The sequence below is a fragment of the Metasolibacillus sp. FSL K6-0083 genome, assembly GCF_038630865.1.
GTDB lineage: Bacteria > Bacillota > Bacilli > Bacillales_A > Planococcaceae > Metasolibacillus > Metasolibacillus fluoroglycofenilyticus.
Genome location: NZ_CP152046.1, coordinates 362,172 through 388,689, shown reverse-complemented (window position 1 = coordinate 388,689; position 26,518 = coordinate 362,172). Strand labels below are relative to the sequence as shown.

Genomic DNA, 26,518 nt, shown 5'->3' with positions numbered 1-26,518 from the left:
TATTTTATTTTCGTAGGACATTTTTTATCACATCATTTCCGCACATAAAATTCCCAATACTTTTAACACACGCTTCTTGCCATCATTTAAGCTATCCTGTGCCCCAATACAGGACGGACAGCCCGCCTTGCATGGACAACTTTTCACATGCTCTATAGTGCGTTCAAGGAGGGGCAAAATTAAATCATAAACCTTTTCACTTAGCCCTATTCCACCTGGGTAACTATCATAAATAAATAATGTTGGTCGCTCGTTATGCACTGCTTTGACCTGCGGTACGACCGATACGTCACTACGGTCACATTGAATAAAGAGTGAGATAAAGGAATGCATCGCATATGCAACTCCATTTAATGCATCTGTCATCATTTCCTCAGACCAATCTTCAGGTAAATTAAAGGAAATCCATGTTGCATTCGTATGCATTTCCATAGGAGGTAGTGTGATAGGGCCAGAACCAATATTGTCATGTGTACCGAAACGAATTTTTTTAAATATCGTCGGAATAGCAAGTAAACTTACATCGCCGTAGCTTACTGTTACTTCCCCCAAGTCTGCCACTTTATCTTCCTCTAACACCTTCAGTTCCACCGCTAAATTAGCATCTGTAAAATAGTCGACATCCACCTCTGTGACGTACGCCTTTTTCTCCTCCCAATCAAGCTCCTCCACTTGAAACTGTGTACCTTGATGGATGTAGATGGCTTCCTCATGCAATAATGTCATCGCGCTATACGTATCCATTTCACCAATTACGCGCGTTTTTGTCGCTATTGTTTTATCAATAATGACGACATTTTCCTGTGCTGCTGAACGTAAGCTAATATCATGTGCTGGGAAGCGGTCGCTCATCCAATGCCATGCCGTTGTCGTTTGAACGAGTACGCCTTCCTCCGCTAAATAAGCTAATAAATCTTGCACCTCAAATTCACCATATGTATCGTCTGTCGAAAATGGTAGCTCAAATGCCGCGCATTTCAAATGGGACATTAATATTAAAATGTTTTCAGGATTAATATTCGCTTGCTCAGGCTCACTGCCCAATAAATAAGTAGGATGATTAACAACATATTGGTCAAGCGCGGTCGACTGAGCTACGTAAATAATCAATGCTTCATCCTGCCTTCTTCCTGCACGCCCAGCTTGCTGCCATGCACTCGCGATATTACCAGGATAGCCCGTCATAATACATGCCTGTAGCTGCCCGATGTCAACACCGAGCTCCAGTGCATTTGTACTTACGACCATTTGAATTGAACCATCGCGCAAGCCTTTTTCAATTTGGCGACGCTCGCTCGGTAAATAGCCACCTCGGTAACCTTGGATTGAATGGTCAGCAATTTTTTTCGCTGTCAATGACTTTAAATAGGTAACGAGCATTTCTACACGTACCCTTGATTTAGCAAATATAATTGTTTGAATACCTGCTTCAAACAAACGAGTTGATAAATCACGCACTTCTAATACAGCGCTTCGACGCACCCCGAATGTCGGATGAATAATCGGTGGATTATAAAAAATAAATGTTTTTTTACCGACAGGTGCACCCGATTTTTTAATCAGTGCATGCTTTGTATTCGTTAAGTTTTCCGCTAGCTCACGCGGATTGCGAATCGTTGCAGATGTGCATATTATAACAGGATTGCTCCCATAAAAAGCACAAATTCTTTGCAATCTGCGCAGTACGTGTGCTACGTGACTACCAAACACACCCTTATATGTATGCAATTCATCAATAATAATATATTGTAAGTTTTCGAAAAGCGCGACCCACTTCGTATGATGCGGTAAGATGCCCGAATGCAACATATCGGGATTCGTCATAACGATATGCCCTGCCTTCCGAATTTTTTGGCGAATACCAGGTGCTGTATCCCCGTCATACGTATAGCTTAAAATATCCTCCTCCATTAGCTCTATAAGCTCATTCAAATCGGATTTTTGGTCTTGTGCCAAAGCTTTTGTCGGAAATAAATAAATGGCCCTTGCTGATTTATTATGTAAAATCGTTTGCAGTACAGGGAGGTGGTAGCAATATGATTTGCCTGAGGCAGTCGGTGTAATCGCGGTGAAAGACTGCCCTTGCATGGCGAAATCAAAAGCTTCTCGCTGATGTGTATAAAGCTGATTGATTCCTCTTGCATGCAATGCCTTTTTTATGGAAGGATGAAGGTTGTCTGGAAAATCAGCATATTGTGCAGGCTGTGCCTCTAGCGTATGCCAATGCCTTATATTTTGCTTTAGCTCCTCATCATATTGCCATGCCTGTAACAGCTCAGAAATCGTCATCTTTTTGCTGTTCATACGCTTCTCCCTCCTCTAAATAGCGCAAGATTGTAGATAGTGTATAGTGAACCGAATGAATCGATTGCAAAAATCTTTTTTTACTCGTTTCTTTGTAAAAGGATTGTACGGTAAATTGCTCCATTGCCTCTACTACTTGGTCGATTTGTTGATTATGCATATATTTCGGCTGATAGCTTGCCCGCCATTCTTTTGCTAGCTGCTGCCATAATTTTAACTGCTCATGTACTGTATCTGCATACGGTTTTACTTCTGTAAAGAAATCAGGCTTTAAATCAAATTCGCGCATGTGAAAGAAACGATTTTGCGCATCTTCACATTGCGCTATTAAATAGGTTGTTAGTTCGACTAATTGCATTGTACACCTCAAGTTTTACTTTATTACTTATAGTGTACCAAATCTCTTGACTACTTTCATTTTTAAAGGAGTTGTCCAAAAAGCCGTGCAGTAACCGACATTTTGGACAGTCATAATAATGTTTTACAAAATGTGTGCTCATCTAAATAGAAAACGCCTCTTTATAAAAATTGGTGAACATTGGCTTTAGCAGTATTTCTCTTTAGTAAAGGTGCAGCGATGAAAATTACTATTTCAATGCGGCGTCAAATTAAAATAGATTTTTCGGACAGCACTCTCAACATACTAGAAAAGTACACTCATTTTTCAGAAAGAGAAACACCTTCTTTCAAAAGCAACTGGGAGCTAACAAGCGGTGCGCTAGCTTACTTGTTGGCTCCCCCTCCATGGGAACGTGTATTCTTTACTTGCATTCGTTTTTCTGCTAAGCTTACTTTTTGATAGGCTACTGTGATTTTTTGTGAAAATTGAAGAGTGAGCATTGCACGTTGCTGCTCTAATGTGGCATCTAATAATTGCGTTACCTGCTCAATATTTGAAATAAGTGATTGAAGTCTTGTCATCATTTGCCTCCTCTCATTATTATGGATACATTCAAGAGCGGCGAAGAAAATCCTTGTCAATCGCAAAACTAGACAGTATACGCTAAAAATTGTGGGAAACTGCAAAAGGTGCATTTTGAAAGGGTGAAAATAATGATTCGCTATCCAAATGGGAAACCTTATAAAACGAACATAGAAGAAGTACCAAAACCTAAAAAGCAGAAAGCACTTAAAGAGATTAACTTTGGCAATCGTGGTAAAACTTTAGAGGATGATTTAAACGAAACAAATGCTTATTATTTGCAAAGACAGGTCGCAAATATTCATAAGAAACCTGTTCCTATTCAAATCGTCAAAGTAGAGTACCCATCAAGAAGTGCCGCTGTTATTCGCGAGGCGTATTTTCGCACGCCTTCCACAACAGATTATAACGGTGTATGGAATGGTTATTATTTAGATTTTGAAGCAAAGGAGACAGAAAATAAAACAGCCTTTCCTTTAAAAAATATTCACGCACATCAAATAGAGCATATGAAAAATGTTATCGTACAAAAAGGAATTGCCTTTTTCATCATACGTTTTTCATCATTAGACCGCTATTTTATTACACCATTTTCTGTTGTTGAAAACGCATGGCAGCAAATGGAGCGTGGTGGGCGCAAATCGATACCACTTAAACAATTTGAAGAAAAGGCAATTGAAATTAAACCGAGTTATCAGCCTCGTATTGATTATTTGCAGGCGGTACAGCAATTGGTTTCGCATTGATAGGTATTTTTTTCAGTGCCCGATGAATGAAAGCTGCAAAGCTTCATTTTACGGAAAACACTCAAAGTGAGGAGATAGAACGTGACTGAACGTAAACTTACACGCGAAGATATAAAAAAGCAGCGTCAACAACAAAAGAAAAAAAAGCAAACGCCATTTAAAGTTTGGCTAAAGCGCATCATTTTAACAATTGTTTTCATTGGAGTGCTTGGCTTTTTAGGAGGAGCTGGACTATTTGCATATTATGCAAGTAGTGCACCCGAGTTAGATGAAGAACTATTAAAATATCCTGTTTCATCGGAATTTTACGATATTAATGGAGAATTATTTGCAACGATTGGGCAAGAAAGTCGGAAATATGTACAATTTGAGGATATTCCTGATGATATGGTTGCTGCTATTTTAGCAACGGAGGATGTTCGCTTCTTTGACCATTTTGGTATCGATTTATGGCGGCTTGGAGGAGCAGTCATTGCAAACTTTAGAGATGGCTTTGGCTCACAAGGTGGTAGTACTATCACACAGCAGGTTGTCAAAAACTCCTTCTTGTATAATGACAAGAAGTTAAAGCGTAAAGCACAGGAGGCTTGGCTCGCTATACAGTTGGAGCGCCAATACTCTAAAGAAGAAATTTTTGAAATGTACTTTAATAAAATTTTAATGTCTGGTCGAGTTTATGGCTTCGGGCAAGCATCGGAATATTTTTATGGCAAACCATTAAATGAATTAACATTAGACCAAATGGCTACGCTTGCTGGTATGCCGCAAAGCCCAAATAACTATAATCCATTTAAAAATCCAGACCTTTCTGAAAAGCGACGCAATATTGTACTAAGCTTAATGGTACAACACAAAAAAATTACAGAGGCACAAGCAACTGAAGCAAAAAAAATAACGGTTGCAGAGAGCGTCCTACCTGAAGATGAACGTAAGCCTGCAACAGTGACAAACTACCCTGCATTTTTGGATGTTGTCTTATCGGAGCTAGAGCGCAATGGCGACAACGATGCATTAGCAGAAGGCATAAAGGTTTATACGACACTTGACCCAAATGCACAAAAAATTGTTGAATCTGTCATGAACAACGACGCTAATTTTATGACAGAAAAAATTCAATCAGGTGTTGCAGTCGTTGATACAAAAACAGGTGAAATTCGTGCCATTGGTGGTGGGCGTCATTATGGGGCTGAGCGAGGCTTTAATTTCGCCTATGATTTAGTAACACGTGCTCCCGGCTCAACAATGAAGCCAATAATTGATTATGCACCTGCTATTGAATATTTAAAATGGTCAACTGGTGAAACATTGGTCGATGAGCCTATGAAATACTCTGGTACGAACCAAACAATTACCAACTGGGATAATAAATATTTAGGAACAATGACGGCTCGCCAAGCGCTTTATACATCACGTAACATACCTGCCGTTAAAACTTTACAAGCAGTTGGAACAGACAAAGCGAAAAATTTCGTCTCACGTTTAGGCATTGATGTTGACTATGTTGTTGAATCCGATGCTATCGGAGGTGGGCGTATTAATATCTCACCTATCTCAATGGCAGGCGCTTATGCCGCATTTGGTAATAACGGTGTATATACTGCACCGCACTCCATCACAAAAATTGTTTATCGAGATGGCTCCTCTTCAAGAGAATATAAATCAGAAGAAGTCATTGCAATGAGTGATTATACAGCCTATATGGTAACAGATATGCTGCGCGATGTTGTCGGTAACAAGCCTAACGCATCAGGTACTGCTGCCAATGTATCAGGTCTTGATCTTGCTGGTAAAACAGGAACAACTAACTATTCAGCAGATGAATTTGCAAAATATAATTTGCCAAGCTCTGCTGTGCCAGATTCATGGTTTGCTGGCTATACAACAAATTATTCGATTGCTATTTGGAGCGGCTACGAGCAACGCTCTGACGCAATTACAACTTGGGATGAACGACGTTTACCCCAAACTTTATTTAAGTCCATCATGTCACAGCTGTCATCATCTATTGAAACAGCTCGCTTTAAACAGCCAAACTCAGTTGTATCCGCAACGGTTGAAGTCGGTACTTCACCATTAAAGTTAGCGAGTGAATTTACACCTGATAATTTACGTATGACAGAGCTATTTGTTAAAGGTACAGAGCCAAAAGAAGTATCAGATGCCTTTGAACAACTTGAATTAGACCCTCCGTTTAATTTACAGGCTAGCTACAACGAATTGGCCAATATAATTGATTTAACTTGGGAGCATCAAGCACCTGGTGCACTGGAAGAGGATTTCGATCCAAATGCTGTACCAATTTCCTTTGAAGTAACAATGTCAATTGATGGCGCAGAGCCTACTGTCATTTCTTCATCATCAGCAAATTATGTAGCAATCCCATCAGTAGTCATTGGGCATAATTATGCATTTACTGTAACAGCTATTTCCGATGAAGTACGCAGTGAGTCAGCTTCCGTTTCACTTTATATTGAAGGCTTACCAGATGAGCCTGAGGAAGATGATTGGCAGGATTGGAACAATGGCGAAATTGATGAACCGACAGAGCCTGAGGAACCAACCAATCCTGAAACAGGCACAGATAATAATGGGAACAGCAACAATAATGGAAATGGAAACGGGCAAGTCACTCCTCCGACAAACCCAACAGAGCCAACGGACCCCGGTACAGATGACGAGGAAGTTCAAAACGGTGAATAAAGAAAAAGCTGTAAGGAAGATAGGTAGATGCCTATACTTCCTACAGCTTTTTTCTATGAAGCTTTGAAATAGCTTACTGACAATTAAACGCTTTCTAAAACTTTCCCCAATATTTATTAAAAATTTGTGTGAACTCTTTATCTAGCTGAATCCCCTTCTGTTTGAACGCCCCTACTACAGCACCACCAATTGGCTCTAGGGCAGGTTTTTTAAATTCAAAAATTACTAATTCATTGTCTATGAGCTCATTCATAATATTAATAAAATAGTCTGGGTTCGTGAAAACGCCCCCTGCTAGTACTACTGGTATGGACTGTTTGCTCCAAGTCATTTTATTAAAACAGGCTTTAATTGCCTCATAAAAATCTATACAAACCCCATTCAAAATGCGTATCGCAACCATGTCTCCTCTCATGCCTTCTTGCATCACATATTTACTCAATGGTGCAATATTCGTTCGGGGGTGCTCAGCATTATAGATGCAGGCAATTAGCTTCTCCACATCTTCTACGCAAAAATGCCTCAGTATCTGTTCTGTCAAAGAGGTTTTCTGTATACGCCCATCATAGCTTTGAAATACTGCTTCCAAGGCTTTCTTACCTATGTAATAGCCACTGCCCTTATCATCAAATAAATAGCCCCAGCCACCCACTCGATGCAACTGTGCATTTTCATCATACCCCATCGTAATTGCACCTGTACCTGCAATTTGTACAATCCCTGGCTGTCCAAATGTGCCTGCATATAGAGCGACTAGTGCATCATTTTCGATTGTAATTAAAGCTGTTTGTTGCACATATTGACGAATAATTTTTTCTACGATAGACTCCGCATGTAACTCCTTTACACCAGCTATTCCAACGAAGCAACTGCTCACATTCTGAAATATTTGTGCATTTTGCTTTCGCAATTGCTGCATTAATTCATGCAATGTTAATTCAAAAAACTTGGCACTCATAGCAGTTGGATTGCTACGTGTTGTAATTACCTTTGCATAAATCTGCCCCATCTTATCACAAATAACCGCAGATGTTTTTGTACCGCCTCCATCGATTGCTAAAACATACATCACTTTACCCTTCCTTCATATGAAAAGAGGAACTAGCCCTAAAGGCAGCCTCGGTTCGCAAGTACAAGCAAATTTGATTTTTCCTTATACACTTTAATCCAGTGAAAAAGTCGCTGATTTCTTTATTTATTCCATTCCCCCAAAATTCCTTGCTTATTTTAAAGAGTTATTCTTTTGATGAAATATCATTGAAACGGGCTGTTCGAAAAGGTGGCTACTTCTTACGCTGCAATGAAAATACAGTTTACACTTATTTACCTTCATTGAGGGAAAAATCCGCTAAACGCAAAGTTCCCCCTTTTTCCAAAGAACTCTTTTGTTATTTTAATGAGTGAGCTCTTTGACCAACAGCGTCCAAAATGCCGGTTATGCACGACTTTTTGGACGCCCCTCCTGATTTTTTACTTAGTAAAACTGAATGATGCCCAAGGTTTTATTTGTTTTAATAAAAAGCGCTCCTCTTCTCTTACACGTGCTACTATATTGCTTGAACCTTCATTTACTATATTTTGCAATACGATTTGTAGCTCACCTTTATAGCGGACATCAAGATTATTATCAATGGTAATATCACCTAAAGCTAAAGGCTCCGTATTGTGCTTTGGAAAATCCTCTGCCTTGTATTTTACACGAGATTGTGTACTGCGTATGACATAATCCGAAACATCACCGCGATTAAAATGAGGCTCCTCTAATACAATTTTCTCCTCCAAAGCAGTTGTTTCAGGTAATATTTCCACCTGCAATTCTAGCTTGTAGCGATTTAATTGCCCTAATGCACGTAACTCTTCCTCCGATGCATACATATTACCAATAATACAATCATCGATAAGACCTGTATTCCACATATCTTTTGCTTGAACGGTAATTGGTAAAAATCTATGTTCTTCTAAGGTTGGTAGCCCATATTCAGTTTGCTCCCACGGACCGAATTTGCCATGCTGCGATGAAATCATTGCGGCTGTGCGAATGTGATTGTCTTTAAATTGCTGTGACACCTTCAAAAAATGCTGACGTGATAAGCCTGTATAACGTCTCGGATAGAAGTTATGGCAGCCAATAATATTTTCTTTATTTGGCTGATAGGACAAAATATTATCTGCATACTTTGTCCCGTTACTCATATTTAATTCTATTTTTAGATTGCTAGTGTCTAGCGACATAAATGCCTCTTCTTGTCCTGAAAAGCCCATATCTAGTCGCAGGGCAGCTATATGATACTGTTCTTTTAAATAAGCAATATCCCTGTACGTTAAGCCTAACTCTTCAAATACATTCGGTGCAATATCGGCTGAAATATCGAAGCCTAGGCCTTTTGCAAAAGCATTAATTTGCTGAAGTTTTTTGCGTTCTTGCTCATTATTTAAAGACATCAAGCAAGTAAATATTCGATCAAAACCATTGTCATGAGCTAACTGTACATATTGCTGCATTTCCTCCAGCGTGCTATGACCCGGATATAGTGAAATACCTAGCCTTCTCAATCTTCATACCCCCACTATTAATTATTGTGATGAATTTTGTTGCTCAACTTGCTTCGCTGCTGCACGATTTGCCGCTAGTAAAAACGGTGTATAGATAAGAACAGCTACGGCAATTAACACAATGCTTAGAATTGCACCTGAAGGTGATTGTGTAACTAACCAGCCATTAATAATTGGTGGTGTCGTCCATGGTGCTGCAACTGTTGCTGCTGGTACTAACCCCCATTTAGTTGCAAAATAAGCAATTGATACGTTAACCATCGGCGTTAAGATGAACGGGAAGAATAAAATTGGATTTAAAACGATTGGTAATCCGAATAGTAGTGGCTCGTTAATATTGAACAAACCTGGTGCAGCGGATAATTTACCGACCGTGCTGTATTGCTTATTTTTACGTGAAACGATGAAAATTGCGATAATTAAAGCGATTGTTGTACCTGAGCCGCCCATATTAACGAATGCATCGAAGAATGGTTTGTTAATAATATACGGCGCTACTTGACCTGCTTCAAGCGCTTCTACGTTTTTGGCAATTGCATCTAAATTAATTGTTTGCATGAATGGGTCAATGATGTTTGCTCCATGAATACCGAATGTCCAAACAAATGCTGGTACGAATGCTAAAATAAGTGCCGCCACCCACGTATTCGTTAGACCCATAAACGGCTCTTGAACTAATGTATAGAACTGACCAATAACGTCTGGAGCATCGAACAAGATTGAAATTAATGTACGGATTAACGCTAAAAGACCTACAGTAATAATCGCTGGAAATAATGAAGCAAATGATTTTGCTACGGCATCTGGCACACCAGCCGGCATTTTAATTAATAATCTTGGATTGCCAGATAAACGAGAAAACATTTCTGCGGATACAAGACTTAAAATAATTGCTAAGAAGATACCGCCTGTTCCAGTTGTTAAACCCGTTAAACCACCATCTCCATAAGTTGCGAATGTCATATAACTTGCAAGACCAATCGCCCCACCTGCTAACGCATCTTTACTATAGCTTTTCGTCAAATTGTAAGCGATTGTAAACGAAATTAGCAGCGACACAATGGCAAATGTAGCACCCCATACATTACCACCCCACTGTGTCCAAATTCCCTCTCCAAAAACTGAATTCATAAAATCTTTGTATGCCTCAATTGGTAAATTATTTACTAAAACAGCTAATGACCCAACAATCATTAATGGCATAATCGCAATGAAGCCATCTCGAATTGCTACTAGATGCCGTTGATTTCCTATTCTTGATGCGACAGGAACAAATTTCTCCTCTAAAAATTTGAACATTTTTATACACTCCCCTTTTGTGTTTATCAATTACGCCTTGGCTAACTTTAGTCCGGTTTTTTTAAGTTAATCCGGTACAAAAAACATGTGCTCCTGCGGTTACTCGGCGCAATAACCATTGCTGAAAGACGTTAAATAACATCACTTTCCCCTTTTTACAGCAACTACAAGAAAATTCACGAAAAACGAAACGATGAAATATTCCCCTTATTTCATAAAGAGATAATAATTTTCCGCAGAACTACTCCCCCTTTATCCGTTCATGTATTTCTACTAATTCTTGCGCTAAATCACGAAATGTAATGGCATTCATTAAATGATCCTGAGCATGAATTAATAATAATGAAACCTCTACATTTTGACCTTGCGCCTCTTGCTGTAATAACCCTGTTTGTGCATGATGCGCTTCAATAATAGCTTCATTTGCTAGCATCATTTTGTCTTTTGCTGCATCAAAGTCTCCTGTTTTTGCAAATTGAATTGCCTCCATACACTCACTTTTGGCATTGCCGCTATGCAAAATTAATCCCATAACAGCTTGTAATAAAGCCTCTTGTTCCATCTTCTACACCTCTTATCCAATTAAAGTAAGTGCATGTTTTAAAACATTCGCACCATTCATCATGCCGTAATCCGTCATTTTGATTACATCAATTGGAATATTTTTATCCTTATATTTAGCTTCGAATGCCCCTTTTAAATAACGAACTTGTGGTCCTAGTAAAAGCACATCTATCGACTTTTCACCTAATACTTTATCAACCTCCCCTTCTGCAATTGCAAAAATGTCCACCTCTAAATTTTGGCTTTTTGCTGCTTCCTGCATTTTCGAAACTAGTAAACTAGTACTCATTCCTGCAACACAAACTAACATAATATTTTTCATAGTAATTCTCCCTCTCTAAAATAAGTATTTTTTATTTATTTCATCATTGAAATCGTTTTCTTAAAAGAAGAATATCATCAATTGGTATATACCACAATAGCGTTTTTTGAATTTTCTATCTTCTAAAAATAATAAAAGAAACTGGACTATATGCAATTTATAGCTGTAACCTAACATCCCTTATACTGGTATAGTCCAGAAAAAAACTGAAAATTTTTTTGTTAAACACATGCTTTATTTAATTGTTAGCTTGAAAATTACACTTAGGGAAGTGTGCCATTATAATTCAGCGATTAAAAATACTCATAGAATACAGGTTTTCCTGCTGGCAATGCCTGCTGCCAACTCCCAATAATTTCTTGTTTCAAGGAACGCTGTGCATACATTACTGCATCTTGAACAGATAAATACCCAACCATCATCGCCGAAAATAAATTAATAGGCAATGCAAGAATTTCATTATCATCAATAGAATCTTCCTCTAGAGCTGTGATTTTCCTCTCACTACTAATTTCAAATAACTGCTCATTCCATGGGCAAAACGAATCTTCCAAACGAACATATAAGCTTCTTGTAATAATTCCCCATTTATATTGCTGCATAAAGGACTGCACATCAACGATTCGTACCATCACATCTTGCACAACTTCACGTTCAAATTGAGGCTCTGGAAAGTAATAGCCGAAAGAAGCATGATTCGCTGTTACCCCTTTTATTTCAGTGATGCTTGCAGCATGTGCCGTCACGTAACGCCAAATGGCTTGCTCTGCTAAAATATCCTTGGCAATGAAATCATGAATGAAAAATGTTGTGTTTACTATTTCATAACGAATATACGCAGCCACCTTATTATCCTTGTAATACAATGCAAAATGGCTATTTTGTTGCCTTTTAGCTAAGCGATTCCACCATGCATCATCCCTTAACATAACTCCATTTGTTACAGAAGCTCTTTCATTATAAAATGCTTTCACCTGCTGAAATAATTCTTCATCAAGCCATTCAAAGCTCGTGCGCTTTATTACGTCTAATTGCTTTCCTAAAGCAGGAAACTTATCGGATGGAATCACATAATTTAACTTTTCGAAAAAAAGCTCCCAACCAAAATAGCGATAAAAAGATACTGAAAAAGGCGCTAAAACAGAAATCGTTTGCCCATTAGCTTTCATTTGATTTAATGATTCAATCATAAGCTTTTTTACAATGCCTTGTTGGCGATATTCAGGGTAGGAGGCAACAAAGGCAATCCCACCCATTTTATAGTTTTTGTTGTAAATTGTTATGTTAAGTGGTAAAACAAGCACTTGACCAACAACTTTATTACCATCATATGCCCCTAAAGTTGTACTATGCTGAACCCAATAATGAAAATCTTCCTTACGCGCTTCTGTATATTTATTAGGAAAACAATAATCTCTTAAACGGTGAATTTGCCAATAGTCATTTTCTTGTACTTTTTGAATGTGTACCACTTTTTCACCCCTATTATTTATCTTGAAATTTGGCTAATAAATTTATAACGATCTGCTCGATAAACACTGCGTACAAGCTCAAAAGGTGTATCATTTGTTAAATAGCTCGTGCGCTTTATAATAAGAACAGGTGCAGCTTGATTTATTTGCAAAAATTTACTATCCTCTTTTGATACGATTGCGGCTTCCATTTGTTGAATCGCATTGCCGATTCTTTGTTGGAAAGCGGTTTCAATTAATGTGTACAAAGAGCCTTCTAATTTACTTGCATCTAGCGTAGGATAAATTTTTACTGGAATGTACGTCCGTTCGATTGCCATAGGTATTCCGTCTGCATTGCGAATACGTATAACGAAAAACACTTCCTCTCCCAGCTCTAGCTGCAAATCTTTTGCTACTTCAACTGATGGGATAATTTTTTCGAAACGTACTACCTTGCTACTCGGAACCATATTTCTTGCTCGCATATCCTCCGTAAAGCTAGTTAGCCCTTGTAGAGGCTGCTCTAATTTCGGATTTGCTACAAAAGTGCCCCTACCTTTTTCGCGGTAAAGTAGACCGTCATTTACTAAGTTTGTAATGGATTGCCTAACTGTCATTCTACTCACATCAAATTGTACCGAAAGCTCTCTTTCAGATGGGATGGCATCACCAATTTTATATTCCTCTGCAAGTATTCGTTGTTTAATAATCTCCTCGATTTGTATATAAATCGGTATATATGAATTTTTATCTAACAATTTTCTCCCCCCTAACTTTGTTTGTATAACACAAATCCATTTTACAGGTATAGTGGTATAGACTAATTATAAATGAAAATATTCAAAATATAAAGCTGTGAATCTAAATCGAGTTTTCAAACATATTCTACTTAAGCTTTTCCTTTAATAGGTTGTAATGGTTTATCATTGTAAATAAATTAATAATAGGATATAATAAATAAAGAATATTCTATTTAATGAATTCTTTAATTAAAGAAGCATTGGAAGGGAAAATTGGTAAATTATTTATTTTTTTAATTTAAAATAATTGGAGGCTATTGTTATGAAAATAAAAAAGCGATTAAGTACTATAGCGCTTGCGACAACATTCTTAATTACCTCTATAACTCTAGTTAATGCTCAAGAAATCACAAACAAGGAAGAAATATTAACTAATTATAATTACGATGATATAAAAAGCTTTCCATCGAAAATAACTTTTGATTTAACAAACCCAAATGAAGTTTCAACATATGCCCTTGGGACAGTAGCTTTTGGTCAAGGTGGTACATTTTTGAACCAAGATGGAATGACATGGTATGGATCACATTATACATCTGTTACAAACGGAAAATTAATATTCTCATTTAGTGTTATTGGTGAGTTATTAAAAAAGCCAAAAGGAAGTACATCCCTAATATTGCTAGATCAAGATAGTGATACAATTTATGCGGAAAATGATGGAATCGTTTTAGTACAAACATTTGGAAATACCGGAGTAGTTGGAGATACAATGAGAGCGAAAAGTTATCATTCTGTAAATTTAGGATGGGCCATAAGCGATAATAATACTGTGGAAGAAGTAGAACTTTAGAATATTAAATAAGTGCATGGGACCAACTTGAAATGATTTCTTAAGTGGTCCCTATACCGTTACGAAAATATATTCCGAAAGGACTGTAAATTTATTAACTTTAAAAAAATAATCTTCCTATTTGTTATTATAGTTATTATGTTTGTATTATTCTTTTTCCGTTTAACTAATGCGAGGGAGGGGCTTCTATGAGCGACTTAAATACACATCATGAAAAGTCAAGTCAACATACTGTAAAAAAAACAACTGAAAGTCGAACAACTGAAATTCACCTAAATCCTGAATATATTATTGACAGGGATTTAAATTCATTTCAAACAGATGAAAAAGGAACTTTAGAAGGATTTATTTGGTATAAATATTCAACAACAAAAGAAAATCAACTTGCTGTTTATGCCTTTTTAGAAAATGATGCTACACCTGTAAATATAGAAATAAATGAGTCTACTGCTCCCTATCATATAATTAATATACCGAAAGAAGGAGGTAAAAAGGTACCGTTCACTATAACAAATCTACCACAAGGTGAACATATGCTCTATATAATAGGGGAAAAAGTGCTTAATCACAGCGTGCAGGACCCTATGGAAATATATGATACACAGAGAACTGTCGCTAGAAACTTTCTTTCTGTAAAAGTGAATAATGAGCATTCAGAAACAGCTACAATTTCAAGCTCTTATATGACAGCGCAAAAAATAGAGGATTTAAAAAATGAAACTTCTGTCATCATGCAAATGTATGAAAATTCTAACTTAATAAAGGAAGCTGAATTGCTAAATCGTAAGGATGAGTATTTTTTAACGATAGAAAATCAATATGATTTCGAATTAAAGGCACATTTAAAGCTGATTTCCGAATATGAAGCTTTTGAATTGCAGCAAATAATTGTTGCACCAAGCTCGAAAGTAGTAATCCCCCTTAACTTTCAAGCCTATCATTTAATGAATAGCGCTCGGCTCATAATGGTTGCCGCACCTTCAGAGCCATTGCATACTGACTATTCGTTGCGAATTGTTAAAACAACAAAACGAATGAGAGCGTCCTAAAAGCAGTGCATGACCTGCTTTTAGGACGCTTTTAATGATGTTTCATCAAAGAAATAACTAAATAAATAGAGGAGAAAATGTTAGGCTTATCGGCTTGCTTTCAAATTTAAAATAAAGTGAACCTTCAATCAGTGGGGGTTTTCGTACATCCCCCACTGATTGGTAGTTTCACCAGTCGGGTTTTTACAGGCTGTTTGATCCCCCACTTCAACATCTTGGTTTTACCTGCTGTTTTGAAGTGGGGGTCTTACAGCCTGTTAATACGGGATAAATGTAAAGCGAATTTTTCACTACACTGAAGAGAAGCTCGATTTTTGATATAATCCCTCGATGAAGTGAAAATCACATTGATTGCCCTCCTAAATTTGCAGTCGCAATCTTGCACAACGCTTTTTTGTTTCCTTATAAAGCTCGTCTAACTGACGGTAGCTTGCATATTGGGCTGGGTTAGCTCTAATAAAAGCTAAGCGCTCCCCTCCGTTTAACGGCAGTAGCTCATAGCTTGCTTGCGTGTCGTAGCCCTCCACCTCTGAAGCAATCATTAAAAATTGCAAAAAGTGCTCAATCCCCTGATGCATAAAGGGCTCTGCTTGCCCATTTCTCGCTTCATGGGCAGCGTGTATTTGTTCACGCAGCTCGTTCCAATTCACATACCACTCGTCAACAGCCTGCTGTGAAATTAGTTGTTTATTGACAGCAATCATTGTTTAACAAGCCCTTTCTTTAGACGCTTTTGCCCTTCCCTGCAATCATCTAATAAAGGGCATGTGTGGCAGCTAGGGTTTTGTGCCTTGCAATGATAGCGCCCAAAGAAAATCATTTGATGATGTGCTTTTGACCATCTTTCAATCGGCGTTTTCTTCATAATTGTTTGCTCTACTTCAAGCACATTATCTTTCCAGCGACAAAGACCTAGACGCTTTGTAATCCGCTCGACATGTGTATCGACTGCCATTGCCGGTATATCAAAGGCTACCGATAATACAACATTCGCAGTTTTGCGCCCGACACCCGGTAATGTGACAAGCTCCTCGCGACTAGCAGGCACTTCACCACCATATTCTGTAAGTAGACGCTGACATAATAATTGAATGTTTTTAGCTTTATTACGATACAGTCCAATGGAGCGTATATCATTTTGCAATTCCTCAATAGATACAGCTAAATAGTCTTCTGGTGTTTTATATTTTTGAAATAAATCCTTTGTCACTTTATTAACAAGCACATCTGTACACTGTGCGGATAATAGTGTCGCAATTGTTAGCTCAAAAGGATTGTCATGCACGAGCTCACAATGCGCATCTGGAAACATTTTATCCATCTCGTCTAAAAAATGCATCCACTGCTTTTTCGTTAGCATCTCGCCGCCCCCTTATTCATTCTCTTCAAGCCAATTATAAAATGCTCGCTTCGGTTTTTTTTCAGCCTGCGCTTGTGGCTGGGTAATCGTGCGTTTACGGAATTGCTCCGCATGCTGCTCCACTTGCTTCACTGTCGTAAAATTTTTCTTTTTCCATTCGAATAAAATACGGTCAATATAGCGCAGCGAAAGCTTTCCTGCCAATACAGCTTCCTTCAATGCAGCCCGTATTAACTCAGGGGAGTGCTTATCCACATCTAGCCATGCATTAATGTTTTCAAGCTCCATCGGCGATAACAGACGACCAAATTCCTGCTCAAACACCGAAAAAATAGCCCCTTCCTCTTTTTTCTGCTGCTCGTTACTTGTAGTAATTGTTTTTGCTTCTAATAGTGTGATGATACGTTTCCACAATGGATACAAAGAATATTTTTCATAAATCTTCCCATCTGAATCAACATCATGTGTAATTTCGATAAAACCTTTTTGCAAAAATCGCTGTATTTTAATTGAAATTTCATTTGCAGCAAAGAAGGTTCTTGCCATCAAATCATCTGGTGTTGGAAAGTCATTACCTTCTTCGTAAAATGCTAGCAAATGGAGAAGCAACATAGCATCATCATCACGAATATGAAGCTCTTTATAATGTTGAAAAAATAGCTGTGGGATTGTGATATTTTTTTGTCCTACCCAAATGCGAAGTTGCTCATTGCTTGTCATAATTGGTATGAATCCTTTCCTAGCTTATTCATAAGAGAAGGCTGTCGAGAAAGTAAAGTTTACTTTCAAGCAGCCCAAAATCAAATTTTACTTATTCATTTATGAAGATGCGTCCAACAAGCATGCCAAGCACTGCTTTTCAGACGGACCTTATTAAGGATATAAACGGTTTAATAAACGTGGGAATGGAATTGTCTCACGAATATGCTCTGTTCCCGAAATCCAAGCAACTGTACGCTCTAAGCCTAAGCCAAAGCCTGAGTGCGGTACTGCACCGTATTTACATAATTCTAAATACCAAGCGTATGCAGCCATATCTAAGTCATGCTCTTCAAGGCGAGATTTTAATAATTCATAATCATAAATACGCTCAGAACCACCGATAATTTCACCGTAGCCCTCTGGTGCAATTAAGTCTGCGCAAAGCACGACATCGTCACGCTCTGGGTGTGGCTGCATATAGAATGGCTTAATGCCCGTCGGATAGCATGTAATAAATACAGGCTTATCGTAATGGTTAGCAATTGCTGTTTCGTGCGGTGCACCGAAATCATCGCCCCACTCAATATCATCAAAGCCTTGCTCATGTAAAAATTTAATTGCATCATCGTATGAAATACGCGGGAATGGTGCTTTAATAGTTTCAAGCTTCGATGTATCACGACCTAAGCGCTCTAAATCAAGCTTACAATTTGCCAATACAGATTGGACGATATGCTCAACATACTGCTCCTGAACCTCCAAGCTTTCGTCATGCTCAACGAATGCCATCTCCGGCTCAATCATCCAAAACTCAATTAAATGACGACGCGTTTTTGATTTTTCAGCTCGGAATGTCGGACCGAATGAAAATACGCGTCCTAATGCCATTGCTGCAGCCTCCATATAGAGCTGACCTGATTGTGAAAGATAGGCATCTTCATCAAAATATTTCGTAGCGAATAGTTCGGATGTTCCTTCTGGTGCAGAGCCAGTTAAAATAGGTGGGTCCATTTTCGTAAAACCGTTATTATTGAAAAACTCATAAGTCGAACGAATTACTTCGTTACGAATATTCATAATCGCATGTTGTCTGCGTGAACGTAGCCATAAATGACGATTATCCATTAAAAATTCTGTACCATGCTCTTTTGGCGTAATTGGGAAATCAACTGCCTCATGAAGTACTTCAATGCCCGTTACATTCATTTCACAGCCAAACGTTGAACGCTCATCGGCCTTCACTTCACCGATAATGTACATAGATGTTTCTTGCGTTAAGCCTTTTGCCTTTGCGAACAGCTCCTCGCCAACTTCTTCCTTTACGACAACACCTTGAACGAAGCCTGTGCCATCACGTAATTGTAAAAAGGCAATTTTGCCGCTTGAACGCTTATTTGCAAGCCATGCGCCTAATTTAACTGTCTCCCCGATATGCTGTGGCATATCTTTAATCATAATTTTCTTCATAATATCCTCCAACTACAAAAGCAATGCTTATTGCCATTTTGATTTTACAAATTTGTCTATACGACGAACCGCCTCTTCTAATAATTCATAAGAAAGGGCATAGGATAAACGAATTGTCGTATTTGTACCGAAGCCTGAGCCCGGTATTACAGCTACATTTGCCTCTGTTAATAGACTTTCCGCAAATGCATCGACATTATCATAACCTGTTTTCTCCATTGCTTCGGCTACATCTGGTAGTAAGTAAAAAGCTCCTTCTGGCTTTAATAATTTAAAGCCCGGAATCGCCGCAATTTGCGGATAAATTTTTTCCAAGCGCGATGCAAATGCTTGTCGCATTTCTTCTACAGCGTCTTGTGGACCATTGTAAGCTTCGATTGCTGCATATTGGGCAGTCGTCGTAGCATTTGAAGTAGAGTGAGATGCTAAGTCTGTCATCGCATTAATAATTTCTGCATCACCCGCTGCATAGCCGATGCGCCAGCCTGTCATCGAATGCGATTTTGCTAAGCCATTAATAACAATTGTGCGCGCTTTAATCGCTGGTGAAATTTGTGCGATTGAAAAATGCTTATTTCCATTGTATAAAAGCTTTTCATAAATTTCATCTGAGACGATTAAAATATCATGCTTTTCAGCGACTTCTGCTAATGCCTCTAGCTCTTCTCGGCTATACACCATTCCCGAAGGATTAGATGGCGAGTTAATAATAACAGCTTTCGTTTTTTCTGTGATGGCAGCAGCCAATTGCTGTGCTGTTATTTTATATTGCTGCTCGCTTGTTCCCTCGATGTATACTGGTACCCCACCTGCTAGCTTCACTTGCTCGGGATAGGATACCCAGTACGGGATTGGAATGATGACCTCATCACCTTCATTTAAAATAACTTGGAACAATGTGTAAAGCACATGCTTCGCCCCAACACCGACAATAATTTCGTTTGCCTTATAAGTGAGCGCATTATCGCGCTGTAGCTTCGCAATTATTGCTTGCTTTAATGCTGGTAAGCCACCTGCTGGCGTATATTTTGTTAAACCTTGCTGCATTGATTTCGCTGCTGCATCTAAAATATTTTGTGGCGTATTAAAATCAGGCTCACCTGCGCCTAATCCAATAACATCAATACCTTGTTCCTTCAATTCCTTCGCCTTTGCAGTAATTGCAAGAGTCGAGGATGGCGTTAAAGTTTTTACACGGTTTGCTAACAGTTGTTTCAAATGAAATCTACTCCTCTACAAGTTCAAAATACGTTTCCACCATTGACCGTCTTCAAACAAAATATACACATAATTGAGTTGGTCTGTATTGTTCAAATATGTAATTTCCCACACAGCACCTTGCTCTTCAAAGCCTAATTTTGTATGAAGTATCTTTTTTACTGTCGCCTCATCATGCAACACTGCCAGCGCTTGTTCTTTCGTAATTCCGTCCTGCAAAAACACTTCCTGAATCGCATCTTCTTCTAAAGTGATTGGAACAAAAATTGCTTTTTCCTTACCATATTCGTCTACCCCGAACACAGTAATATACGGCTTATTCCCATTATAGGCATAAGATTCCGAAACAATCGCGAGCGATTTTGTGACGAGCGCTAATTGCTCAGCCTGCTTCTCCATTTTATTAAATGGCGCATTGGCTTTCCAGAGTACTAAAATGGAGATAACAAGTGACAAAGAGACGAGAAAGACTGTACTAAAAATTATCCACTTTTTCATTGAATCACCTTAAGTGCGATAAATTGTGAAAACTGCTTTCTCTTGATCTTCAGGGTCGAGCGCTAAACCAAACATTAAATTTTGCTCTTTTAATGTTCGATTTAGCGTGTCGACAATTTTATATAGATCAGATTGGTAGTTTATTTTCACAACTGATAATACTTCGACTTTACTTTCCATTATTGTCAACCTGCTTTCTTTACTCATGTCTGTTATTATACCAATTTCCAAGCGCTTGTACCATATGTTCGAGAGATAGTTTTTGAATAGAAATCGGTGGCAATGCTGAAAGAAATTCCTTCCCATATGATTTAGCGTCAATTCGACGGTCTAAAATAATAAATGCACCACTATCCTGTGAGGACCTGATTAAACGCCCAAAGCCCTGCTTAAATCGTAACACCGCCTCAGGTAAAGCTAGCTGTGTAAAAGCATTATGCCCTTTCGCTTGCAGCATTTGAGATTTCGCTTTAAAGGCTGGCTCATTTGGGGCGGAAAATGGTAGGCGTACAACGATGACCGCAGCTAGCCCATCCCCCGGCACATCGACCCCTTCCCAAAAACTATTTGTACCAAATAAAACGGAATGACTAAACTTTTGGAATGATTTTAATAAACGCATGCGACTCCCCGCAGTAATCCCTTGCGCAAATAGCATATAATCATCTAACAATTTGCTTTCTTGAATTAACAGTACTGTTTTTCGCAGCATATCCTGAGAAGTAAACAGCACGAAGCAGCGTCCCTCAGTTGTGCGCACAATCCTCGTTATCGCATAAGCCATTTCCTCAATATATTCATGCTGTGACACAGTTTGAATATCTGGCATATCTGTGACGATAAAGCAGCGTGCCCCTTGATAATAGCTTGAGGCTGCTTGTAATTGATGAATCGGGACATCTTGCGCAATGCCAAGCTGGTCTGCTATAAAGCGCTCATTATTTGGCACTGTTAAAGTACCTGATGTCCAAATAATTGCTGCTCGTTCTCGGATAGATGCAAATAATTGCTCGATGCTAGATGTAACATGGAGCGGCTTCTTCAATAATTGAATGCTGCCCGGTATGCTGCGTCGGTCCAACTCAAACCATGCAAAATAATCCGCCTGCCTCATGACAAATAACTCGTCCCATTCTGCGACCTTGATTTTAAATTCGTGTATCCAATATTGCCATTCGTCTAAAATATATTGCTCTGTGCGCGTAATCTCCTCACGATGCTCGTAAAACATCTGTAAAATATGCTCCGCACTATCAATCCAATTTTGCATTAAATTTGATACTTGTGCACAGTGCTGTACATCGATGGAGAGCTCTGACAGCATTACGCTTTGCTTCATCTCCTGTCGGTGAGCTTGGCGTATTATGCGCTGTAGCTGTGAGGTAAAGGCTTGCATCACATCATCAAACATGACAACTAAGCGATGAAAGCTTTGCTCTGCCTGCTTGAATAGTCGTTTTGGTACACGCCCTGTTATTAAAGCGACTTGCTGCAGTTTATCAAAAAGCTGCCCTTCCCCTGGCAAACCAATTTGTCCAAATATATATTTCCATGCAGTATAGGAGAAGATTTTCTCATCCTGCTGCACGGCTGCTTGAATAAATTGGTGGGCTTCATCAATAATCCATCCGCCAATCGTATCGAATAATTGCTCTTGGCGCACTAAATCAGCTAAAAGCATCGCATGATTTGTCATAATAATATCCGCATGTCTGCTTTGTTCAATTGCGTAGCTGTAAAAATCAAATTGCTGCGCCGTCGTCCACTGTAATTTGCGGATTTTTTCTAAAAAGAGCTGTCCGCCACCTGACATATTCAACTCGCTTAAATCACCTGTTTCGGTTTTTGCTAACCATGTAATGACTTGTGCAATCGCCAAAGCCTCATCATATGATTCATCATCTACTTTTAAAATTTGAGCAAAGCGTCCAATATCAATATAATTTTGCATCCCTTTTAATAAAGCGATATGCACACGCTCACCAGTTATTTGCTCTAGCTTAACAAGCTCCTCGTATACTAATTGCTCTAGCAAATTAGATGTATATGTGCTAATGCCTATTTTTCTTCCACTTTGCTTTGCATAGTAAAAAGACGGCAACAAATAGGATAAGGTTTTGCCGATGCCTGTAGATGCTTCAATTATTGTTTCTTGTTGGTCTTGTAAGCTATGCCAAACAATATCCATCATTTGAAATTGTTGTGGTCGCTCCTCGAAGGATGGAAGTGCTTTTTGAAGTAAGGCAAGCTTCTCTTTACGTGTTTTTGGATATTCATTTTCTGCTGCTGTTTTTTGTTTATTCATAGGCGGTCGCTTAATAGCTAGCTCGTAAGCATAAAGATAACCTTCCTCTGCCATCACTTTGCTACGCTTTATATGAAGTGCTGCAAATAATAGATGTGAAATATCAGATTTCAACCGAAACGAGCGTTTATGTAGCTGTTCAATTGTTGTTTGCGGCAATGATAATAGCTCGTTCCAGCAAGCTTTTAGCAATTTTGCCGTTGCCTTCGCATCATCATCAGCACGATGCGCTTGCTTTAGTGGAATATTTAACTCCTGAGCTAAGTCACCTAATTTATAGCTTAATGCAGTCGGAAAAACGATTTTAGAAAGCTCTACAGTGTCCAGCTTTTTCCCCCGCCACGTTGGGAAGCCAGCCCGACTTAGCTCTGCCTGTAAAAATGCTAAATCGAAATCCGTATTGTGGGCCACAAAGATAGCATCCTGTAATAAATCATAAATCGTTTGGCCGTACGCTTCAAATGCCCCCGCCTTCGCTACATCCGCATCTGTAATATTAGTTAAGTCTTGAATAAATAAAGGAATTGGCTGCTGTGGATTTATAAAAGTTGTAAATGTCTTTTCAATATGCCACTCCTTCATAATAACAATGGCAATTTGAATAATGCGATCACCATTTATATACGAATGACCTGTCGTTTCCAAATCCACTATTGCATATTTTTGACTTTCCATCATTATCAACTCACTGTTCATTTCGAATAGACAAATTTTATCATAGAAAGGCTTGTTGGTCATGTGACTGCTCTACCGAAAGAGCGAAATATGGTCTTTCACTAGAATTATTTTGTTTTATGAGCGAGTTATTCTTTTGACCTATTCCATAAAAAAGTGAAGCCAAAGTTGGCTTCACTTTTTCAGTAATTTATGACTGCTGTAAATAAGATAATGTTGCATGCCCAAGCGTGTTAGCAGCAATTAATAACGCTCTTTCATCAATATCGAATTTGGGATGATGGTGGGGGTAAGCGATTTCCCATTCTGGATTTTTCGCTCCTGTGAAATAAAATGTACCAGGCACTTTTTCTAAATAATAAGCAAAGTCTTCTGCGCCCATTGCTAAATCAGCTACGACAAGCTCCTCTACTTTCGGCACTTTTGTTACTTCTTCCATAAAGCGACGCGTCGTTTCCGCATCGTTTATAACAGGAGCGTAGCCTCGACTATAGTTATACGTGTAATCAGCCCCGTAAAGTAAACAAGCTGATTTCAATACTTCTTCAAGCTCTTTTTCAATTTGGTCGCGTACGTTGGCATCAAATGTTCGAACAGTTCCTTTTAAAACAGCCGAGTCTGCGATTACATTGAATGGATTTACAGCTTCAAAATGACATACAGACACGACGGCTGGTCGAACAGGATTAACACGTCGACCGACTACTTGCTGTGCTGACACAACGAACTGCGAGCCAATCATTACAGCATCCTTCGTATCATGAGGGGATGCACCGTGCCCTCCCTTTCCATGAATAGTAATTTCAAATCCATCCGCAGCAGCCATCAAAGGTCCTTCCTTTACTGAAATAGTCCCTAAAGGAACGCCAGCAGATAAATGTGTGCCATAAATAACATCTACACCATCTAAACAGCCATCCTCAATCATTGGCAACGCCCCACCCGGAGTCACCTCTTCACCAAATTGATGAATAAAGACAATTGTCCCTGCAATATGCTCACGCATTTTATTTAACGCTTTCGCTAAAACCATTAAGGTTGCGGTATGTCCATCATGGCCACATGCGTGCATTTTCCCATCGATTTTGGACTTATAGGAAAATGTATTTTGTTCCTGAATAGCCAAAGCATCGAAATCCGCGCGTAGTGCTACAGTTTTCCCGGGTTTTGTACCATGTAATTTTGCCACGACACCCCGCCCACCAACAAATTCTCTTACGTCATGTCCTAATGCACGATGATACTCAGCTATATATTTTGGTGTTTCTACTTCCTCATGAGATAGCTCTGGATTTTCATGTAAATATCTACGAATTTCGACCATTTCCTCAAAATACTGTTCTAAAAGCTCATATAAATCATTCATTTTTCTTCCCTCCAAAACTATTTTTCTGACTATTTTTAATAGTAGCAAAATATTAATAGCAAGTCACGAGGGTAATTAATAATTATAGACATTTAAGCAATTATGTCACAGCTAACTATATTCCGATTCCTCCGAGTTAACTTGAAATCACCAACGGTTAATTGACCCGCATCATGCAAACCTTTCTTTGATAACCGTCGGAGGTTTTATGCGGGTCATTCAGTCATCATCTTACTATGCAATCTTCATAGGCTGAGTTTCTCTTCAGCAACGGGTTAAAAGAAGTTAAAAAACAGTAAATGGTTGTCAGAAAAACATGCGAGTGCAGCATTTTCTGACAACCATTTAATTTTATAACTATTAATCATTCACACGAGCAATATGAATATCCTTAACAATTGTATTGACAACCCAGCTCGCTGCGATTAAACCTGCTACAGATGGTACGAAAGCATTGGAAGCCGGTGGCATTTTCGCTTTGCGGATTGTAGCATCAGGCTTACCTACATGCTGTACAACGTCCTCACGCACAACGACAGGGGATTCGTCTGAAAAGACGACCATAACGCCTTTTTTAATGCCCTCTTTGCGTAGCTTCGTACGAATAATCTTTGCTAGAGGATCTGTATGCGTTTTTGAAATATCCGCGATTTGGAAACGTGTAGGGTCCATTTTATTAGCTGCACCCATGCTTGAAATAATCGGAATATTACGTTTTAGGCATTCCTTCATTAAATGAATTTTATACATAACTGTATCACTTGCATCAATTACATAGTCGATGCCCTGTGCAAAAAATTGCTCATATGTTTCTTCAGTATAAAACATATGCATATCGATAACTTCACATTCAGGGTTTATATCTGCAATGCGCTCCTTCATCACTGCTGATTTGGATTTACCGACGGTTGATAAATAAGCAACTAATTGACGATTAACATTTGTAATATCCACATTGTCCTTATCCACTAAAATAATACGTCCGATACCACTACGTGCGCACGCTTCGGCTGCAAAGGAACCTACGCCACCTACCCCTAAAATAGCAACTGTCGTATTTTTTAAAAGCGCTAATCCTTCACTTCCTATTGCAAGCTCATTGCGCGAAAATTGATGTAACATAAATTCTCTCTCCATCTTTCAAAATTATTTTGCATGGCTACCAAAAAGATTTACACAAGTGCATTTTTTACATTTTTATAGAGCGTTTCTCACGCTGATAAAGCCACCTTTTATTGAATTACTAGTACTTTGATAAAAATGTATACAAACTGGTCAAAAATCTAGATTCCTTCCATTCATCCAAAAAATTAATTATACTTTTTTATTTTAAATTTTAGCGGAAAGACTTTCAAGCCCGTGTTTTAACCTTTCAAAAATCACTTGCACTTTTCTACCTCAAAAATAGCAATGGCTGTCTG

At 38.6% G+C, this 26,518-nt stretch carries 24 protein-coding genes; 4 read left to right on the top strand and 20 right to left on the bottom strand.

Translation table 11 applies throughout. The annotated features are described in order from the left end of the window. Nucleotides 1-27 precede the first annotated feature (27 nt). From MHB51_RS01750 to MHB51_RS01740, 3 genes are all read right to left on the bottom strand, one after another. The gene (locus MHB51_RS01750; RefSeq protein WP_342558851.1) at nt 28-2,304 is read right to left on the bottom strand and encodes a DEAD/DEAH box helicase; all 2,277 of its coding nucleotides are present in this window, start codon (nt 2,302-2,304) and stop codon (nt 28-30) included. Then, entirely contained in the window at nt 2,276-2,662 is a 387-nt protein-coding gene (locus MHB51_RS01745) for a YppE family protein (protein ID WP_066162615.1), read from the bottom strand. The genes MHB51_RS01750 and MHB51_RS01745 overlap by 29 nt, the downstream gene beginning before the upstream one ends. A 365-nt stretch (nt 2,663-3,027) precedes the next feature. Then, complete coding sequence (locus MHB51_RS01740) at nt 3,028-3,228, bottom strand: hypothetical protein (protein ID WP_154098149.1); 201 nt, start codon at nt 3,226-3,228, stop codon at nt 3,028-3,030. Between the two features lie 126 nt (nt 3,229-3,354). Here MHB51_RS01740 and recU point away from each other — a divergent pair, with 126 nt between their 5' ends. Further along, on the top strand, nt 3,355-3,972 hold the full coding sequence (recU, locus tag MHB51_RS01735) for a Holliday junction resolvase RecU (RefSeq protein WP_066164354.1): 618 nt from the start codon (nt 3,355-3,357) through the stop codon (nt 3,970-3,972). 81 nt (nt 3,973-4,053) lie between these two features. Further along, entirely contained in the window at nt 4,054-6,672 is a 2,619-nt protein-coding gene (locus MHB51_RS01730; protein ID WP_342558850.1) for a PBP1A family penicillin-binding protein, read from the top strand. Nucleotides 6,673-6,766: 94 nt separating this feature from the next. Here MHB51_RS01730 and MHB51_RS01725 read toward each other — a convergent pair whose 3' ends face one another. The 7 genes from MHB51_RS01725 to MHB51_RS01695 all read right to left on the bottom strand — a co-directional run bounded on the left by MHB51_RS01725 (nt 6,767) and on the right by MHB51_RS01695 (nt 13,622). Continuing rightward, the gene (locus MHB51_RS01725; RefSeq protein ID WP_066162606.1) at nt 6,767-7,741 is read right to left on the bottom strand and encodes a BadF/BadG/BcrA/BcrD ATPase family protein; all 975 of its coding nucleotides are present in this window, start codon (nt 7,739-7,741) and stop codon (nt 6,767-6,769) included. A gap of 401 nt (nt 7,742-8,142) precedes the next feature. Further along, nucleotides 8,143-9,225, bottom strand: a complete 1,083-nt coding sequence (locus MHB51_RS01720) for a MupG family TIM beta-alpha barrel fold protein (protein ID WP_066162603.1) — start codon at nt 9,223-9,225, stop codon at nt 8,143-8,145. Nucleotides 9,226-9,246: 21 nt separating this feature from the next. Further along, nucleotides 9,247-10,524, bottom strand: coding sequence for a PTS sugar transporter subunit IIC (locus MHB51_RS01715; protein WP_107942858.1), 1,278 nt, complete (start codon nt 10,522-10,524; stop codon nt 9,247-9,249). 241 nt (nt 10,525-10,765) lie between these two features. Then, nucleotides 10,766-11,086: a PTS lactose/cellobiose transporter subunit IIA gene (locus MHB51_RS01710; protein WP_066162595.1), complete on the bottom strand. Its 321-nt coding sequence runs from the start codon at nt 11,084-11,086 to the stop codon at nt 10,766-10,768. 12 nt (nt 11,087-11,098) lie between these two features. Then, nucleotides 11,099-11,410 carry a PTS sugar transporter subunit IIB gene (locus MHB51_RS01705; protein WP_066162592.1) on the bottom strand — a complete coding sequence of 104 codons (312 nt, stop codon included), beginning with the start codon at nt 11,408-11,410 and terminating at the stop codon, nt 11,099-11,101. Nucleotides 11,411-11,703: 293 nt separating this feature from the next. Then, a complete protein-coding gene (locus MHB51_RS01700; RefSeq protein ID WP_066162588.1) occupies nt 11,704-12,882 on the bottom strand; it encodes a GNAT family N-acetyltransferase in 1,179 nt (392 codons plus the stop codon). Nucleotides 12,883-12,899: 17 nt separating this feature from the next. Further along, nucleotides 12,900-13,622 (bottom strand): GntR family transcriptional regulator, encoded by a 723-nt coding sequence (locus MHB51_RS01695; protein ID WP_066162585.1) that lies wholly within the window; start codon nt 13,620-13,622, stop codon nt 12,900-12,902. A 304-nt stretch (nt 13,623-13,926) separates the two neighbouring features. Between MHB51_RS01695 and MHB51_RS01690 the strand changes: the two genes are divergently transcribed. Then, nucleotides 13,927-14,457, top strand: coding sequence for a hypothetical protein (locus MHB51_RS01690; RefSeq protein ID WP_342558849.1), 531 nt, complete (start codon nt 13,927-13,929; stop codon nt 14,455-14,457). A 188-nt stretch (nt 14,458-14,645) separates the two neighbouring features. Next, nucleotides 14,646-15,506, top strand: coding sequence for a hypothetical protein (locus MHB51_RS01685; protein WP_342558848.1), 861 nt, complete (start codon nt 14,646-14,648; stop codon nt 15,504-15,506). 359 nt (nt 15,507-15,865) lie between these two features. Here the strand turns inward: MHB51_RS01685 and MHB51_RS01680 are convergent, their stop codons facing one another. The 10 genes from MHB51_RS01680 to MHB51_RS01635 all read right to left on the bottom strand — a co-directional run bounded on the left by MHB51_RS01680 (nt 15,866) and on the right by MHB51_RS01635 (nt 26,219). Further along, entirely contained in the window at nt 15,866-16,210 is a 345-nt protein-coding gene (locus tag MHB51_RS01680; RefSeq protein ID WP_342472295.1) for a YpoC family protein, read from the bottom strand. Continuing rightward, nucleotides 16,207-16,866, bottom strand: coding sequence for an endonuclease III (gene nth, locus MHB51_RS01675; RefSeq protein ID WP_107942864.1), 660 nt, complete (start codon nt 16,864-16,866; stop codon nt 16,207-16,209). Before nth ends, MHB51_RS01680 begins: the two co-directional genes overlap by 4 nt. 12 nt (nt 16,867-16,878) lie before the next feature. Next, on the bottom strand, nt 16,879-17,586 hold the full coding sequence (locus tag MHB51_RS01670; protein WP_342558847.1) for a DnaD domain-containing protein: 708 nt from the start codon (nt 17,584-17,586) through the stop codon (nt 16,879-16,881). Between the two features lie 153 nt (nt 17,587-17,739). Further along, nucleotides 17,740-19,035 (bottom strand): asparagine--tRNA ligase, encoded by a 1,296-nt coding sequence (gene asnS / locus MHB51_RS01665; protein WP_066162571.1) that lies wholly within the window; start codon nt 19,033-19,035, stop codon nt 17,740-17,742. Nucleotides 19,036-19,062: 27 nt separating this feature from the next. Further along, a complete protein-coding gene (locus tag MHB51_RS01660; protein WP_066162567.1) occupies nt 19,063-20,253 on the bottom strand; it encodes a pyridoxal phosphate-dependent aminotransferase in 1,191 nt (396 codons plus the stop codon). 15 nt (nt 20,254-20,268) lie between these two features. Then, nucleotides 20,269-20,751 (bottom strand): DUF5590 domain-containing protein, encoded by a 483-nt coding sequence (locus tag MHB51_RS01655; protein ID WP_066162564.1) that lies wholly within the window; start codon nt 20,749-20,751, stop codon nt 20,269-20,271. Between the two features lie 9 nt (nt 20,752-20,760). Next, nucleotides 20,761-20,931 (bottom strand): YpmA family protein, encoded by a 171-nt coding sequence (locus MHB51_RS01650; protein ID WP_066162562.1) that lies wholly within the window; start codon nt 20,929-20,931, stop codon nt 20,761-20,763. Between the two features lie 19 nt (nt 20,932-20,950). Beyond that, the gene (gene dinG, locus MHB51_RS01645) at nt 20,951-23,734 is read right to left on the bottom strand and encodes an ATP-dependent DNA helicase DinG (RefSeq protein ID WP_342558846.1); all 2,784 of its coding nucleotides are present in this window, start codon (nt 23,732-23,734) and stop codon (nt 20,951-20,953) included. 187 nt (nt 23,735-23,921) lie between these two features. Then, the gene (locus MHB51_RS01640; RefSeq protein ID WP_066162556.1) at nt 23,922-25,097 is read right to left on the bottom strand and encodes an amidohydrolase; all 1,176 of its coding nucleotides are present in this window, start codon (nt 25,095-25,097) and stop codon (nt 23,922-23,924) included. 360 nt (nt 25,098-25,457) lie between these two features. After that, nucleotides 25,458-26,219 carry a tRNA threonylcarbamoyladenosine dehydratase gene (locus MHB51_RS01635; protein WP_066162554.1) on the bottom strand — a complete coding sequence of 254 codons (762 nt, stop codon included), beginning with the start codon at nt 26,217-26,219 and terminating at the stop codon, nt 25,458-25,460. Between the last annotated feature and the right edge of the window lie 299 nt (nt 26,220-26,518).